At 46.3% G+C, this 18,029-nt stretch carries 10 protein-coding genes; 2 read left to right on the forward strand and 8 right to left on the reverse strand.

The window, feature by feature from the left end; translation table 11 throughout:
• Window positions 1–247: 247 nt before the first annotated feature.
• The 7 genes from A3K86_RS16115 to A3K86_RS16145 all read right to left on the reverse strand — a co-directional run bounded on the left by A3K86_RS16115 (window position 248) and on the right by A3K86_RS16145 (window position 12,311).
• On the reverse strand, window positions 248–1,270 hold the full coding sequence (locus A3K86_RS16115; protein ID WP_084406648.1) for a patatin-like phospholipase family protein: 1,023 nt from the start codon (window positions 1,268–1,270) through the stop codon (window positions 248–250).
• Window positions 1,267–2,631, reverse strand: coding sequence for a DUF4056 domain-containing protein (locus A3K86_RS16120; protein WP_232322014.1), 1,365 nt, complete (start codon window positions 2,629–2,631; stop codon window positions 1,267–1,269). The genes A3K86_RS16115 and A3K86_RS16120 overlap by 4 nt, the downstream gene beginning before the upstream one ends.
• Before the next feature lie 2 nt (window positions 2,632–2,633).
• Entirely contained in the window at window positions 2,634–3,872 is a 1,239-nt protein-coding gene (locus A3K86_RS16125) for a BamA/TamA family outer membrane protein (RefSeq protein ID WP_084406649.1), read from the reverse strand.
• A gap of 9 nt (window positions 3,873–3,881) precedes the next feature.
• Window positions 3,882–4,778 (reverse strand): hypothetical protein, encoded by an 897-nt coding sequence (locus tag A3K86_RS16130; protein WP_232322015.1) that lies wholly within the window; start codon window positions 4,776–4,778, stop codon window positions 3,882–3,884.
• Window positions 4,779–5,358: 580 nt separating this feature from the next.
• The gene (glgB, locus tag A3K86_RS16135) at window positions 5,359–7,542 is read right to left on the reverse strand and encodes a 1,4-alpha-glucan branching protein GlgB (RefSeq protein ID WP_068333395.1); all 2,184 of its coding nucleotides are present in this window, start codon (window positions 7,540–7,542) and stop codon (window positions 5,359–5,361) included.
• Window positions 7,543–7,546: 4 nt separating this feature from the next.
• Window positions 7,547–9,739, reverse strand: coding sequence for a 4-alpha-glucanotransferase (gene malQ / locus A3K86_RS16140; RefSeq protein WP_068333398.1), 2,193 nt, complete (start codon window positions 9,737–9,739; stop codon window positions 7,547–7,549).
• A gap of 112 nt (window positions 9,740–9,851) precedes the next feature.
• Window positions 9,852–12,311 (reverse strand): glycogen/starch/alpha-glucan phosphorylase, encoded by a 2,460-nt coding sequence (locus A3K86_RS16145; protein WP_068333402.1) that lies wholly within the window; start codon window positions 12,309–12,311, stop codon window positions 9,852–9,854.
• A 578-nt stretch (window positions 12,312–12,889) separates the two neighbouring features.
• Here A3K86_RS16145 and malT point away from each other — a divergent pair.
• Window positions 12,890–15,598 carry an HTH-type transcriptional regulator MalT gene (gene malT / locus A3K86_RS16150; RefSeq protein WP_068333404.1) on the forward strand — a complete coding sequence of 903 codons (2,709 nt, stop codon included), beginning with the start codon at window positions 12,890–12,892 and terminating at the stop codon, window positions 15,596–15,598.
• Between the two features lie 119 nt (window positions 15,599–15,717).
• Window positions 15,718–16,428 (forward strand): DUF4336 domain-containing protein, encoded by a 711-nt coding sequence (locus tag A3K86_RS16155; RefSeq protein ID WP_068333407.1) that lies wholly within the window; start codon window positions 15,718–15,720, stop codon window positions 16,426–16,428.
• A 178-nt stretch (window positions 16,429–16,606) separates the two neighbouring features.
• On the opposite strand, the gene A3K86_RS16160 is transcribed toward A3K86_RS16155, so the two are convergent.
• Window positions 16,607–17,896, reverse strand: a complete 1,290-nt coding sequence (locus A3K86_RS16160) for a rhodanese-like domain-containing protein (protein WP_068333410.1) — start codon at window positions 17,894–17,896, stop codon at window positions 16,607–16,609.
• Window positions 17,897–18,029: the final 133 nt, after the last annotated feature.

An 18,029-nucleotide genomic window follows, 5' to 3' on the forward strand; every position in this document is an offset into this window, starting at 1 on the left:
CTGGATTCAATTCTATAGGGGTGTGGTAGGAGTTAACAAGTCAACAAAGCAGAAAATTGGTGTTATTTTGTCAGTGTGATTTGATATCAATCATTTTATGTTTATTTTTAGAAAGCATATGAACAGAATTCACATGCTTTTATTTGTTAAGCATCTAACTGGTAACAAGTTATGAATTAAAATTAACAAGCAATTATTTGGTTGTTGCACGCAAAATCTTACATAACTTTAATCCATTATCATTACGCTAAATCTTAACCGAATTAGTCGCGGCAGGCTTTAAAGCCAACAAAGCGTTAAGCTGCGGTATTTGCGCCTTCATTGCTTGATAACCTGCTCGCATCGCTGCTTCTCGCGCCTGCTGATCGCCAAAATTAACCAAACTAGGATCGCTTGGTTGAGGGCGAATTACAATATCAGCACTGTTGGTTTCAGCTCGCGATGATTCACAACTTTGTAGCCAATAGGTGTTTGCCATTACATCAACCGCCCTTTCAGAGAGCGGAGGTGGTTGGCTACAGAATACATCAATCGCCAGCACGATATCGGCATCTAGCTGACGCGCTGCATACACAGGCACAGGCGATACAACCCCACCATCAACTAACCATTGTTCTTGGTGTTCAACAGGCACAAACACACCTGGCACGGTTGATGACGTTTGAACGATTTGACCTATATTACCTGCGGTAAACATAACGGCCTTTTTCGTTGTAAGGTTAGTGGCGACAACGCCGGTAGGAATTGGGAGCTGGGTAATATCGTCCACTTCAAGCTGTTTGTTAATCCAGTTCGCAAGGGCTTTACCTTTGATTAAGCCATTTTTCGCTATCTGAAAATCCGTAATTTCATGTTCTGAAAACTCGTAAAGTGTACGTTCTATTTCAGGGTAGGTTTTCGCACTGTACATCACAGCAGCAATAGAGCCTACCGAGGTGCCTGTGACTAAATCCGCTTTGATCCCCGCTTCCTCAAGCGCTTTTATTACCCCAAGGTGCATCATGCCTCGGGCTGCACCACCACCAAAAGCAATCGCAAACTTTGGCGCATGTTCTAAACCTGTGTTCTGATCGCTCGCATGAAGAGAGCTGACACGCTGTGATGAAACTGCCTCAGCTGATACTTGTGAAGACGCAGCGTGCGTTGCAGAAGTAGCAGAAGGAACCTCAATATCGGTAGTCGATAAGTGATCATAATGATTATGACCACTACAGCCCGAAAGTAGCGCAAACGTCATGCTAGCCGCGATCAGCGATAACTTTTTTCTCACTTCCTTTCTCCTTCTGTATCAAGCTGCGCTTGAATTTCTAAGTTCGCTAACACCTTGTTGTCTTCAATTTCAGCGTAATTAGCAATGGTTTGAAACGCGGTATGCACTATGCCTTGCTGCCATACAGAGTCGGGCATATGAGCAAAGCTTGGCTGGTAGTTTTCATCAACCTCCAGCACTAATTGCGCTAACTCATCAAGCGGCAAACCGTATAAAGAATCAGCCAAAGCTAACTCAGTCGGCTGGCTATTTGCTAGCTGCTGCAAAGTAGCATCATTGTTCACCGCTGCCTTCGTGGTTGGCACTAAATCTGCGGTCAAAAGATACGGCGTTTGATGATCACCAAGCTGATAGTGGCGCTTTAAGATCATAAATTTGCTGGGAATACTTTGCTTTGAGTCCCACCAGTGACCATCAACCGCAGCTAAAACCGCCTTAACGGCTTCTTTTGGTTGCGCACCTAGCTCTGCCAAGCTCGCATTCAACCACAAGGTCAGGTTCTGATTGTATTGGCTTTCACTCAGCATCTTCCGCTGTTGGATCAAAGTCAGTGATAATTTCGCGCCCAGCATATTGGAATAAAGATCTTCTAACGAATAAGCCGAAATAGTTTCAGGCCATTGTGAGAAGCTGCTGTAACCATGCCATTGCGCTATTTCGTGAGATTCTGCTTTAAAATATGCTAACCGTGCAGCTAAATGCGCGGCAAGTTGCCACTGTTGGTCTGCAGACAATCCCTTAACATCAAACGATTGCATATTCACATATCGAGGCCCTAACTCACTGGGTAACTCAATTCGATGCTCTTTGCCTAAGTGAGTGAGTACCTCAAAAAACAGTCCAATCGTATCATCAGCAGTGTCTCGCACATGGGCAAGATCGATAAAACCGCCATACTGGGTATACATCAAACCATTATTTTCGCCCCCTGCCACACCTGACGCAGAAGCTGATGATGAAGTGTAATGGTATATACCGCTAGCGAATTTATGCGGTCCTACCGCTTGTGGGCTTATCACATTGTTTAAGCGAAAGAAGGGAACTGGGATAGGTCCCAGTTTTACCCGTTGCATGTCACCAAAAGCACAACACGGACGAACATTTTGTGGCACAGTCAGCGACGCGCCAATCTGCTCATCCCATTGCCATGCCGTTGCAGAAACCTTGTCACCAGCCAACATCGCTTGCACTTGAGCATGAGATGGCTGCGGATACACTTGCCAAGCATAGGAACTGCAACCGCTCATAATACTGACAGCCGCCATCACTGCCGCTACTGCGTATGCTTTAGGGCTTACCTTTGCGCTTAACGGCTTGGCGACACTCTTTTTAGTAAAACTTAGCGCTATCAATCTGCTCATCGTTAGAACGCCTCGTTAATCGCAAAGTAGAAACCGCTCTCACCGTTACCAAAGCCCATATCAAGACGAAGGTTTACACGTTGCTTGATCTCAAAGCGATAACCGACACCAAGCGTATGTAACCATTTCTCTTGCCCCAGATTGCTAATTTTATCGGAAAGCGTGCCTACCCCTGCCCAATAAACCATGCCATGACGACCAGCCAGCGGTTGACGGTACTCCACCTGTGAAATCAGCATATTACGATCGCGATAGTGTCCCTGCTCATAACCACGAAGTGCATCGGCACCGCCGAGTAAAGCCATTTGATCCCAGCTGACATCACCAAAGTTAGCTTGTACCAAAGCTTGCCAAGCTATAACCCCATCAAATGAAGTCGAGGAGTAATAATCACTGTAATTTACAGAAACCCGATCAAACGGATTATCCGAGCCCAATCGAGTACTAAAGTGGGTGTAATCCAACTTCAATAAACGTCCTTCACGAGCATTAAGGGCAAAATCGCGAGAATCATAAGTAATGGATGCTGTAACCCCAGCGCTGAATTGCTTGTTAGGGAACATCGCTAACGTATCACCCTGCCAAGGCTTGTCAGGATCCACACTTTCCACTTTCGAGGCTTCGTTTTGCGATAGCTTTACCCCCGCGCCTAGGTACGTATTGGGAAGCACTTGCATCAGAGCTATAGCAGAGGCGGCATAGGTACGACGCGTGTAATTCACTCGTGCATTATTACGCCCAGCGTCCATGCCAATACCGTAGAAGATATCGGGCGAATCCATGACTTCCGCATCAAGAAACACGCGGTATTTATCATGAGCCAAGTAATTAGCATTGCGCAGTGCCACACCGTATGCGCCATTGATAGAGCCAAAGCCATTAATGGTGATCGAACTTGGCTGAGAAGTACTATCCTCATCAGGCAGGTATAAACCGACCGCTGAAACGCCGATCCCAAATTGCTTTTCTGGGGTATAAAACGGCCCAGGCATAACACTCCAATCTACCCCTTTATCTGGGTTAAATTGCCCATCAGCACCGAGTTCCAGCAGCATTTTATTTAGCCATTGCTGATAGCGCTGATAGGTAGTGAGCTCTTGCGATTCACTCGCATTTTCTGCGTTGCTAACAGCGCTGTTCTCTGCATGATCATTGAGATCCAGTTCGGATTTAGCCGCCGTTACTGCGCCAACATAACCCGATAGCGTTAACCCCATAACCAGTGGTACTAATTGCTTCATGATGACCACCTAGAATCGACGCCCAAGGGCAACAAACATGGACTTGCGATCACCAAAGCCCGCTTCCACCAGTACATCCCAATCTCGGTTAAAGGCATACTGCGCCCCTAAGGTGCCATTCCATTTCTGGTTCGAGTGCTGACTCACCTCAAAGCTGGCATCTGGTGCTAACTTGTCGACCACCGCATTCACTACTGATGGCAAACCAAGGCTCGCCAAATCCCCTGACAAATACTGATCGATACTCTGGTACATCGCCCCAACGAACACACGTAATTCACGCCCGCTATCGTACTGCCAACGATGACCAATGCGAGGTGCTGCAACGAAAGTACGAATATCACCATCAATGGCTGAAATGCTGGTGTAGGTGTAGTTCATATCCAGCAGAGCAAACCAATCACCCACACCGCCCGCTAAAGTAGTACCAATGCCGTAGGTTCCACCATCCATTTTCAGGTTGAATTCGGCACTTTCAGGTAGGCGAGAACCAACAGCATTAACCACCGCACAGCCTAAATTCCACTTACTAAACTTGGCTTGATCGCAGCTGACGCTGTTAATTTTTGCCTTGCTCTCTCCCTTGGTGTAACCCAAGATGCCGTACACGTTCATGAAAGGGAAAATCCATACATCACCACGCACAGTAATATTGCTACCCGTAAAGTGAGCTTTATTAGCATCAACATCAATGGCTTCCAGTAATGGATGACCGCGAAGCACAATGCTATCAACTGTGATTGGGTTACTCATATCCATATAGGAAATGGACAGACCGTAAGGCTTGGGCAAGGTGTAGCCTAGCTTTTCGGCTTCATCGCCCCAAATAGGAAAAAATGAATCTTGTGCTTTTGCGGCTGGCACGAGCATAGAGGCCAACAAAAGTACAGCGGCTGTGGTTCTCAATGTATTTTCTCAACTAGTAATAACGCTCACCTGCGGTCTATTCCATTAAGACTTCTTGTTGTAGGTGCGTAAGTTGGCAATATCCCGATGAGATTGCTACAAACGGCAGCCTTCCCATCACCAACTTTTATTCAGTAAACCTTGTTACCTATTACTCATTCCCTAACGATTTTATTTTTTACTCGTCACGAGCTCTTCTGCGGAGCAATCACAACCAGCCGATTTTGAATAAGGATGAGTAAAGATTTACTTTTATTCGTGTAAAGCGTTTAAATGTACGACAAATGTTTTTTACGACGTATTAATTTGCCAATAACAGCATCAAACACCCGCTATCGGTCTTTTAGGCGCAAGGTTTTACGCATAATTTGTAAGTTAATGTTTTAATTGAACATACGTCGATTAGAAGCGAAAAATATCCCTTAAAGAAATATTCAACGTGGGAATAATACATTTGCAGCTAAGGTTTGACCAGTGAGTAAAATCTTACTTCACGAACAAATATTTTAACTAATCCTTTGATACATATAAAAAAGCCCACATGAGAAATGTGGGCTTAATGTATTACTGAAATAAAGCTTTACGATTTAAATGCGTAAATCACAGTTGATAATGGTGGCAAGTCAATCGAGATTGAATTTTCCAAACCGTGCGAGCTTTTCTCTTGAGTGGCGATGTCTTTTTCAATCAATGCACCACTGCCCCAATATTGCTGATCATCGCTATTTAGCAATAGCTCATAACGACCGGCTTTTGGCACACCTAAGGTGTAACCTTGACGAGGAACTGGAGTAAAGTTTGAAATCACTAAGACCTTGTCGCCGTTGAGTGCAAAACGCTCGTGAGCCAAAATACTTTGCTCAGCGTCATCCATTAGACGCCACTCGAAACCATCTGGAGAGCAATCTAACTCATGCAACGCAGGTACAGAGGTGTATAGCTTGTTCAAATCGCGAACAAGAGCTTGAACACCGCTATGACGAGGGTATTGCAACCAATGCCATTCAAGTTGCCCTTCATGCGCCCATTCTGCGCTTTGCGCAATTTCAGCACCCATGAAGTTCAATTTCTTACCCGGCTGACCGTACATGTAACCTAAATAAGCACGTAAGTTAGCTGTTTTTTGCCACTCATCACCTGGCATTTTGTCCAGTAGCGAACCTTTCCCGTACACAACTTCATCGTGGGACAAAGACAGTACGTAGTTTTCACTAAAGGCATAAACCAGCGGGAACGTGATGGTATTGTGGTGGTACTGACGGTGGATCGGCTCTTCTTGCATGTACGATAAGCTATCGTGCATCCAGCCCATATTCCACTTAAAGCCAAAGCCTAAACCACCCATATCGGTAGGCTTAGATACGCCTGGGAACGCTGTTGATTCTTCAGCAATGGTCATCGCATTTGGATAATGACGGTAAACTTCTTCGTTCATCCAACGTAGCAGGCTGATCGCGTCATAGTTCTCGTTACCACCATTGTGGTTCGGGATCCATTGATCATGCTCGCGTGAGTAATCGAGATATAGCATAGAGGCCACAGCATCAACGCGTAAACCATCAATGTGGAAATGCTCGAACCAAAACAGTGCATTCGACACAAGGAAGCGACGAACATGCTCGCGCCCGTAATCGTAAATGTAACTTTGCCAATCTTGGTGCCAACCACGACGCGGGTCCGGATCATTGTATAACGCCGTACCGTCGAAGTTTGCTAAGCCGTGATCATCTGATGGGAAGTGGGCTGGAACCCAGTCCAACACCACACCTAGCCCTGCTTGGTGGCACTGATCAACAAAGTATTTGAAATCATCTGGCGAACCGTAGCGGCTTGTTGGAGAGAACAAACCAATCGGCTGATAACCCCATGAACCATAAAAAGGATGCTCAGAAACTGGCATCAGTTCAAGGTGGGTATAGCCCATTTCCACCATATAAGGGATCAAACTTTCTGCAAGTTCACGGTAGGTGTAGAAGTCACCATTTTCATGACGACGCCACGAACCCGCATGCAGCTCATAGAAAGACAGGGCTTGCTGATGTTTCGGCGTTACTGGGCGTTGTTGCCACTGGCTATCCTGCCACTGGTACGCAGATTGGTCATAAACTTTAGAGGCAAAAGAGGGATGCTGCTCAGACGCATAACCCCAAGGGTCCGCTTTATGAGGAAGACCGTTACCTTGGCTATCTTTTAACTCAAACTTGTACAGTACGCCAGCTTCAAGGCCTGGGATAAATAGCCCCCAAACACCATCATCTAAACGCTGAAGCGGATGACGACGGCCATCCCAAGCATTGAAGTCTCCGACAACACTCACGGCAGACGCATTCGGTGCAAACACTAAGAAACGTACACCTGATACTGATTGACCACCTTGGCTCAGCGTCACAAGTTGAGCCCCCATTTCACTGTGCATTTGTGACGGGGTTGTCAACGCTTCAACTGATGGCTGAATACCGTGGAAAAAGTATGGATCTCGAAGAGTTTGTTCGCCTTGCGGCCATTGAATATGAAGCTGATAAAAAGCAGTGGTGAGGTCCGTATCGCCTTCTAGAATGAATCCGCTATCGGCTTCACGGGTTAACGGGTGTTTGTCACCGTTCGACAGTTCTAACGTCACGCTCTCAGCGCCCGGCATCCATACCCTGTAGGCAATGCCGTCAGCCTTGTATTGCGGACCTAAGAACGAAAACGGGTCTGAAAATGCAGCTCTTTCGAGCTGCACGTATTCCTTATCACTGCGGGTCACTTGGGTGGTGTCCAACGCATTACTCCTGATTTGTTTTTGGACTAGCTTTCGCTCGTGTTTCCGTTAAACGACGAGTCAGGTCAATGATATCTTGGCGGGTAAATAGATCGTCCAAAGTAGTAGAAAGCTTACGACGCCAGTTTGGATATTCATTCACCGTACCTGGAATATTGACTGGTTTATCCATTTCTAACCAATCTTCCAGTTGTAGGCTTAATAAGGCACTTGAACCTGCCGCAAGGTGAAGTTGCATGCCTTCACTCAAAATGCGATCCATAGGTACATATGCAGCATTATGCCCAACACCTTGTGGAAGGTAACCGTGCCAGCTCAAACTATCAAGGATTTTTTGCTTACTTTCAGCTCGGCTGTCGAATAATCCTTTGAGTTGCTCTGAATCTGGGTACAAACCTAATTCTTCACCCATTTTCAGGTCATCACAGTGCCAGAAACCACGTAAGGTTGGCATGTCATGAGTACACAAGGTTGCCATAGATTGGTTCGGGTAATGGCTTGGTGAGTAGTAACCGCCATCTTCTGCTGTTTCGAAGAAGAATACCTTGTAAGAATGGATGCCCGCTTCGGCAAGTTGGTCTACGATTTCATCCGGCACTGTACCTAAGTCTTCACCGATTACGGTACATGCGTGGCGGTGTGATTCTAGGGCGAGGATCGACATCATGTCTTCCACAGGGTAGTACATGTACGCCCCTTCTTTTGCCGATTCACCTTTCGGAATCCACCATAGGCGTAGCAGGCCAAGTACGTGGTCGATACGTAGTGCGCCACAGTTGCGCATATTGGCACGAAGCAGATCAATGTACGGCTGGTAAGCACGCTCTTGCAGCACTTGTGGGTTAAGCGGTGGCAGACCCCAGTTTTGACCTAGAGGGCCTAAAATATCTGGTGGCGCACCGATGCTCACATCTTGGCACAAGGCACCGTGGTCAGCCCAAGTCTCTGCGCCTGAGTCACACACGCCAACCGCTAAATCGCGGTACAAGCCCATTACCATGCCTTTTTCTTCAGCTAATTCGTTGACTTCTGCTAGCTGACTATCTGCCAACCATTGCAGGTACATGTATAGCTGAACTTCGTGTTCGTGTTCTTTGATAAAAGTCTTAACCGCTGCATTATCAAAGTGACGGTATTCTTGTGGGAAAACAGGCCAACCCCAAGTGTTGTCATCTTGTGCTTTGAGATGTGCATGTAATGCGTCGAAGGCTGCTTGGTGCAATAGGCTCTCACCGCCCTCTTCAACAAATTTCAAGAATGTCTCAGCACGCGCTGTTTTCTTCGATAAGTGACGCTCAACAAATGTCTTAAATAGCAGTGGTAGCACCGCCATCTTCAGACACGACACTTCACTGTAGTTCACCCAGTTCGTGTCTCGCGCTTCTACTAAACGCTGTTGGAATTCAGGGCTGCCTACTAATTGCTGTGCTTCATCACACTGCGCAAATTCAGCCACTGAGCTCACATCGATGTACATTAGGTTCAGCCAACGGCGTGATGACGGACTGTACGGGCTTGCTCCCTCTGGGTTCGCTGGGAACAAAGAGTGAATTGGGTTAAGCCCAACAAAGTCACCACCACGGGCTGCAATATCAGCAACCAACTGCTTCAGATCGCCAAAGTCGCCCATACCCCAGTTGTGGTTGGTGCGTACTGAATACAGCTGAACACTCGTACCCCATAGTTTCTTCTCATTTAGCAGTGCTTCCTGCTTGAAACATGAAGTCGGAGTAACAATCAAAGTCATTTCAAACGGTGATTTACGACGCTTACGGAAAACCTCTAACTTGTGGTAACCCCAAGCCAAATCGTTTGGAAGTGAGAAAACGAGTTCGCCACCTTGCTCACGCTCGTCTTTGACAAGCTGAGACTGTAGCCAGCCTTCCATCACATCGCCCTGCTCTGTTGTTAAGCGCCAGCTAAAATCGCTGATTCGTGCGCTTACACCTAGCTGCAGGCTAATGTGCATTTCTTCACCACTACGCACAACCTTCACCGGTGCCAGTACATCTGGACGGTGCTTTTTGCGCGCCGATTCTAACAAGGCTTCATCGTTTTTCGTGTCGTAACCTAAAGCCATGAGTAAGCGTCGAATGGTTTCATCTTTAACGCTAGCCTCATCGCCCCATGCGCTGACGTAGCTGTCGGCAATTCCCACCATTTCAGCAACTTGTTTTAATGCTTGATTGTCTTTCATCGTTCTCTCCGTTAGCGGCTCATCTCAAGCCGCTACGATGTTTTGCTGATATTTTTAATAGTGGGCGTATCAGTATGTACGCCCTTTATTTTGTGTTAATCACCGGAAGCGATTAACGTTTCACCGCGTCTAGTTTCCAAATGTTTTTCACGTAATCACGGATACTACGGTCTGAGCTGAACTTGCCAACTAGCGCCGTGTTCAGAATCGCCTTACGTGCCCATAGCGCTTGATCTTGGTATTCAGCATCAACACGCGCTTGTGCTTTCACGTAATCGGCAAAGTCAGCCAATACCATGAACGGGTCACCGCCGTTCAATAGGTTCTGACGAATAGCCGCCAATTGACCCGGATTACCTGGTGTGAACTCATCGGTTTCTAGTACATCTAGCGCTGCACGTAGCAAGCTATCTGCATTGTAGTAACGGTGTGGGTCGTAACCCTCTTGTTTCAGTTTTTGTACTTCATCAACCAGTAGGCCGAAGATGTAAATGTTTTCGTCACCCACTTCTTCGCGGATTTCAACGTTCGCACCATCCATAGTACCGACAGTCAGCGCGCCGTTTAGGGCAAGCTTCATGTTACCTGTACCCGATGCTTCAAAACCGGCGGTTGAAATTTGCTCAGACACATCCGCAGCTGGAATGATGATCTCAGCTAGGCTCACGCGGTAATCAGGAACGAATACCACTTTCAGTTTGCCGCCTAGACGTGGGTCGTTGTTCACCTTCTCTGCCACTTTATTGATAGCGAAGATGATGTCTTTCGCCAGTGCGTAACCCGGTGCTGCTTTCGCTGCAAAGATGAATACACGTGGGTGCATGTCAAATGTTGGGTCGTTCACTAAGCGATGGTAAAGCGCAAGGATATGAAGCAGGTTCAAGTGCTGACGCTTATATTCGTGCAGACGCTTGATTTGCACATCGAAGATTGCGTTAGTGTCTAACTCAATCCCCATGTTCTCCATTACCCAGTTAGCCAAACGTTGTTTGTTATCTTTTTTCACTGCCATGTAGCGTTTTTGGAATGCTTTATCATCCGCAAATTTCGCTAGGCCAGATAGTTTTTCAAGGTTAGCAGGCCAATCTTTGCCCACTTTTTCGTTAACCAGCTCAGTTAGACCTGGGTTACAGAATTTCAACCAACGACGTGGGGTCACACCGTTTGTTACGTTTTGCAGGCGACCTGGGAATAGCTCATTGAACTCTGGGAACAAGTCACGCTTCACCAGCTCAGAGTGCAATGCTGCCACACCGTTCACCGCGTAAGAGCTCACTACACATAGGTTCGCCATGCGCACCATACGCTGTGGACCTTCTTGGATGATAGAAAGCTTGCGTTTCTTATCGTTATCGCCCGGCCATTTCGCTTCAACTTCAAGCATGAAACGGTGGTTGATTTCAAAGATGATTTCCATGTGGCGAGGTAGCATGCTCGCAATTAGGTTCTCGCTCCATGTCTCCAACGCTTCAGGCAGTAATGTATGGTTAGTGTAAGCAAATACTTTTGAAGAAATTGCCCATGCAGCATCCCAACCTAGGTGGTACTCATCAAGCAGAATGCGCATCAACTCAGGGATCGCAATTGTTGGGTGAGTATCGTTAAGTTGGATTGTTTCAAACTTCGCTAAATCTTCAATCTTATTACCAGCCGCTTCATGGCGACGTAGGATATCAGCGATTGAACATGCACAGTGGAAGTACTGCTGCATTAGACGTAGTGATTTACCTTGGTCATGATTATCGTTCGGGTACAGCACTTTAGTCACGTTTGCCGCTTCTAACTGACCGTACTGTGCACCAACGTAGTCACCATCGTTGAAGCGTTGTAGGTTAAATGGTGCTGATGAACGACACTCCCATAGACGTAGTGGGTACACACTCTTGTTGTCGTAGCCAACGATTGGTAGATCCCAAGCCACACCTTCAAATTGCATGCCTGGAACCCAACGACGACAAGCGACACCGTTTTCATCCGTGTAAGTCTCTACGTGACCGTAAAGACCAATAGACTGAGTCAGTTCAGGACGAACCACTTCCCATGGGTAGCCTTCAACGCCACGCCATGCATCCGGTGTTTCAACTTGATGACCATCTTCAAAAGACTGACGGAATAGACCGTATTCATAGTGTAGGCCGTAACCTACAGCAGGGAATTCTTGTGCTGCTAATGAATCCATGAAACATGCAGCAAGGCGACCAAGACCACCATTACCTAGTGCAGGATCGCGTTCTTCTTCAAGTAAATCGGTTAAATTTAAACCTAATTCTTCTACCGCAGCGCTCACTTCATCGTAAAGGCCTAGGCTGATCAGGTTGTTACCTGTTAGACGACCGATAAGGAATTCAAGTGATAGGTAGTTAACGCTACGTACGTTTTTCTCAGCAACATGTTGTTCAGTTGCAAGTAGGTTACCCGTACTTATTTCTGCAAGTGCGCGACCAACAGCTAAATACCAGCTGCGTGCATCGGCAGTTGCTTTAGTTTTCCCGTAAGTGGCTTGGAGGTGCTTTTCTACTGAAGCCTTAAAAGCCGCTTTGTCAAATTGTTGTGCTTGACCACGTGTAGTCATGGTTCATTCTCTCTCTGGGTGCTCTCAACTGTTTTCTATGCTGCCCGTAATTCCCAGTGGAAACATCCTCCTAAAATGCTGGGATGAGGGAGGAGTAGCAGGGGCGTAGCTAAGTTAAAACGCTACTTTTTGTGACCAGCCACAAAGTTCAAGGTGGAGAGCAATCCATTTAGTGAAATTTAATGCAACTAGACTCACAAAATACAAGCTAATTTGTTCGTGCAAATTGTCATAAATTATTCTTGAGGGATTAGTGCATTTGTGACTTAGCTCATAAATACGGGGATGAGAGACCGATGTTTGGATTAAATTCAAGTTTTGCTAGGTAAAGTATTGGTCAAGATCAAATGGTGAACTATGCATTTGAGGCATGATTCTTTGTGCCAATGGCGCATATTATAATCAGCAGCCTAAAGCACTCAGCTGATTGAGCAAAAAACGTTTTCGCTTGGGGATAGCGATGCGAATGGATTAGTGCTCAGTCCCTAATTACCTAGCAAATAATTATATTTCAATGGGTTATTAGGATGAAGCGATCAAGTGTGGCTGCAAATAACGGATTAAACAAAAGAACGATTATGTGGATACCATCGAAGCTAACGCGTCCTGCACGCCTGCACAATGCCATCCTTCGCCCTCGCTTGCTTGATAGTTTAGATCAGGCACCTTTCTACCGTATGGTATTGTTTCGCTCACCTGCGGGTTACGGCAAAACCACTATGGCAGCCCAATGGTTAAGTGATCACCCCCACACGGGTTGGCTTAACATTGATGAAAGCGATAACGACACTTTCCGCTTTGCTAACTATTTACTCCAAGCCATCAACAAAGCGACCAACGGTGCTTGTTTACGGACTCAGTCGATGGCGGAGCGTCGCCAATTTGCCTGCTTAGCGACCCTTTTCAGCGAACTTTTTGGCGAAATCGCCGAATATCACGAACAAACTTACATTGTTCTCGATGATTACCATGTGATTGTGAACGATGATATCCACGATGGTATGCGTTTCTTCCTAAAACACATGCCAGACTGCTTTACCCTAGTTGTCACCAGCCGCACCCAACCGCCGCTTGGCACTGCCAACTTACGGGTGCGCGATCTACTGATTGAAGTTGATAATGAGCATCTTGCTTTTGATCAGGAAGAAACCGAGCGTTTTTTCCATAAACGAGTGAGTGATGACATTGAGCTGGCGGTATTAAATGCCTTGCGTGAACAAGTTGAAGGTTGGCCTTCAGCACTACAATTGATTGCCCTTCACGCCCAGCAGAAACCGCAACACTTAGCAGAATCTGCCAACTCGATGGCAAACTTCAATCGTGGTCACTTATGGGATTACCTTGCAGAGGAAGTGTTTGATCAACTGGATCACGACACACAACAGTTCTTACTACAATGCTCGGTGCTCGATATTTTCAACGCTCAGCTCGTCACTGATTTAACCGGGCGTAACGATGCATTGGCAATGCTCGAATCGCTTAATCGCTTTGGTCTATTCCTGAACACCTTGGAAGGTAAAGACAACTGGTATCGCTTCCATAATCTGTTTGCCGAATTTCTTCGCCACCAGCGTTACTCGCAAATTCCACAACAACGCAGCGAACTTCATACCCAAGCCGCGCACGCATGGCTAAAACAAAATAGCCCACAACAAGCGCTGATCCATTCGCTGAAGAGCGAAAACCAAGACCTAACGGTTGAGATCTTGTCTGATCACGGTTGGAAAATGTATCACCACGGTGAGCTAAAACTGCTGGAAGATGCCATTGCGGCGCTGACTCGCGACAAATTGTTCTCTTCCCCTCGCCTAGCGCTATTGCGTGCGTGGTTAGCACAAAGTCAGCATAGGTATAACGATGTTGGTGAACTGATCAACGAAACCAAAGCTGAGTTGAACGAACGTAACATCGCCCTTGACGATGCCCTTGAAGGTGAGTTCAATGCCTTACTGGCGCAGGTGGCAATAAACCAAAGTAAACCTGAAGATGCCTTGTTGTTATCGGAACAAGCACTCGGTCAGCTACCATCAACCACCTACCGCAGCCGTATCGTGGCGACCTCGGTAGTAGGTGAAGTCCACCACTGCTTAGGTAATCTAAGCCGAGCACTACCTATGATGCAGCAAACCGAGAAAATGGCACGTCAGTACCACGTGTACCATCAAGCATTGTGGGCGCTACTGCAACAAAGCGAGATATTGGTGGCACAAGGCTATATTCAATCTGCGTTTGAGCTATTGGATCAAGCCTTCAAACTGGTTAAAGAGCAGCATCTCCAACAAGTACCACTGCATGAATTCCTCCTACGCCTGCGTGCGCAAATTCTGTGGTGCTGGAACCGATTAGACGAAGCAGAAGAATGCGCCCATAAAAGTTTGGAAGTATTAGCCCCGTTTGATGAAACTAAATCACTTCATGCTTACTCCATGCTCGCAAGGGTCGCGATTACGCGTGGCGAACTCGATAAAGCTGCACGTTATCTTGAACTATGTAATAGCTTGGTTGACCGCTCGGTGTACCACATTGACTGGCGTGCAAATACTGACTTTGCCAATATCCTTTACTGGCAAGCCAAAGGTGATAACGACAGCTTGGCAAACTGGCTAAAACACGCAGAGCGCCCTGACGGTGCCTGTAACCACTTCCAGCAATTGCAGTGGCGCAATATTGCCCGCGCTCACATCACCTTAGGTGAATATGCTCAGGCACAAGAAATCGCACTTTCACTGCAAGAAGATGCACAAAAGTACAATTTAGTCACAGACAGAAACCGCAATCTCGTGGTACAAGCGGTATTAAGCAAACATCTGGATGATCGTCTGTCGGCGTTGGCGCATCTTAAATCAGCGCTCCATCTCACCAACAGCACGGGCATGATTGGTAACTTCCTTTGTGAAGCAGACACCATTCGTGACTTGTTGAAAGAGCTAGTCGATACCAGACAATTAAACGAGCTAGAGCTGCATCGTGCGCAACAACTGCTTCGCGATATGACCAGCAAAGAACGTAACCGCTCAGTTCACTTCGACGAAAACTTTGTTGATAAACTACTCACCCTACCGGATGTCCCTGAGTTAGTACGCACTAGCCCGCTAACCCAACGTGAGTGGCAAGTTCTAGGTTTGATTTACGCAGGTTACAGCAACGAGCAAATTGCTTCTGAGCTGGATGTGGCATCAACCACCATCAAAACTCACATTCGTAACCTGTACCAAAAACTCAATATTGCAAACCGTCAGCAAGCGATTGAAACAGCAGAAAGCCTATTAGGATTGATGGGATACTAGCTACCAGCTTTGCTGGATAACAAAGCGATGCCGAGCCTTGAACCATAAACCGTGTTAAGCGATAAGTGGGTTCAAGGCTGGCAAACTCTATGGTGTAACACAACGTTAAGGATGACCCTGTGTTAATAGAATGGTGTCGTGATCGAATTTGGTATCAAGATATACCGCTCAAGGTGAGCGGTATTCCTGTTGGCGCACGGATGACGGTGGTTAAATTGGCAGACAATAAACTGCTGATCCACTCCCCTATCCAGCTAACAACTCAACTCCAACTCGCCCTGAGTAAACTGGGGCAGGTGCATGCCATTGTCACCCCGAATATGAGCCATCATCTGTTCTTGTCAGAGTGGTGGTTAGCCTACCCCGACGCCTATTTTTTTGCGCCGCCGGGCTTACAACAAAAACGTTCAGATCTGATCTTTGATGACGCGCTTAGCGCGCAAACGCCGTCACTATGGCGTGATCAGCTTTTCCAAACTTTGGTGCGTGGCAGTGATAGCATGGAGGAAGTAGTGTTCTGTGATCCACAATCACAAACACTGATCTTGGGTGATACCCTGGTATGGCTCAAAAACAGTACCAACCTGCTATCAATAAGCCTAGCGATCCTCAACGGTTGCTATTACAAACCCGCCATGCCGTTTTACTGGCGAGTTTCGTTCCAAGACAAAACACGCTTACGCCAATCATTACAAGAAATACTCACTTGGCCGTTTGAGCGGATTATCTTATCGCACGGTCAGTTAATCCCTGAAAACGGTAAACAATACTTTGCCGATGCTTTTGCTTGGGCACTAAAATCACCTTCGCCTATCATCACCAACAAATAATTAACTCTTCTCTATTTCCTTCTTAGGCTTCAGTTTAGACATAAAAATAGCGGGCAAATGCCCGCTACACATCCCCTTTTCATCACCCTACGTCCCATGAGACCAGATCATTTTGATCTCACTACCAAGCCTCATGATAAAAAGCATTAGTAGGTTTGAAAGGGGTCTCTCCCGAAGTTTATAGTCGCTCAACTTCACCCGTCGAGGTCGGGTTTATTGTATCGCCACTCCATTCGTACCAACCACCATCGTAAACGCTGATGTTTTTCCATCCCATGACATAGGTGTAGAAGAAGACTTCCGACGCACGCCAGCCAGTACCACAGTAGAAGGAAACTTCTTGGTTACGATCAATATTCCAGCGATGCCAGAAACGCTCGATATCGTCAGGGCTCTTCATGGTTTCATCCGGGTTGCGGAAGTCTTCCAAGCTATTAGCATCGCTACCACCATGCCCCCACTTTGCACCTGTAATACGTCCTTTCGGCTTAATGTAGTTATAGCCGCTCACCTTACCGATGAACTCTTCCCAGCTACGAATACTCACCAAAGAGTGAGTCTGTTGCGATCCATTCAGCAACTCTCGCGCTTTTTCAATATCGACAAGATATTGTGGGTTAGCGGGGATTTCACGACCAAACTCCACTTTCTCGGTATTTTTAACCAGCATAGGCTCAGTAATAAAACCAGCATTGACCCAAGCTTTCCAACCACCATTTAATAAGCGTACATCTTCGACGCCCGCGTACATCATAATATTCGCCACCCGTCCGGCAGCCATATTATCGCGCCCATATAAAATCACCGTAGTATCGTGACTAATTCCAAGATCACTAAATACTTTCTTTAATTTATCAGGGCTAACACGGTTCCAAAGCGGCTTGGTTTCAATATCATTGGTATTTAAATACAAAGCGCCTGGAATATGAGATGCAAGGTATTTTATTGGCGGTCCATAAGCCACCTCTACCACGCGGTAACCTTTTTTCGGTGAATATAAACTTGGCTCACCGTTTATCACTTGCTTAACCCACTCTGGTGACACCAACTGCTGGAACTGTGGTAAAGCGGTTAGCTCACCTTGGTAATCAGCCAAAGATTGAGTCATTAAGTGAAGATCCGAAAAGCCTTGTTTTTCAAGAGCACCTTTCATCTCTTGTTGCGCAGTTTTGCTGCAATAAAGATACGTTGGCTTATCTTTAACCAACTGTTTTTCTTTTATAATCGCACTAAATTGTGCGTTTTCCATCAAGGGTAGCCAACCACTATCGACGTTGATTGCACCGGGAAAGTGCCCGCCTTTTTCTGCTTGATGTTCGGGCCAGCCATTAAAGAAGTTACTTGAACGACAGTCGATCACTTGTACTTCATCCTGTGATTTTGCCGACAGTTCATTAAACGTCATGGCTTGAGAACCAGCACTAGCCAAGGCTAACGCTGGTAGAATAACTTTAGTAATATTATTCATCCGCGAACCTATATTAATTCTCTGAGATATTTAACTGAGATGAATTATATAAACCCATGAAATATAAAAAGAAGATTAAGATCTCAAATCATCAAAAGCAAAAACAATAATCAAAGAACTATTAACCAATCCA

It is taken from the genome of Photobacterium jeanii (assembly GCF_001650345.1).
In the GTDB taxonomy this organism is placed as follows: domain Bacteria; phylum Pseudomonadota; class Gammaproteobacteria; order Enterobacterales; family Vibrionaceae; genus Photobacterium; species Photobacterium jeanii.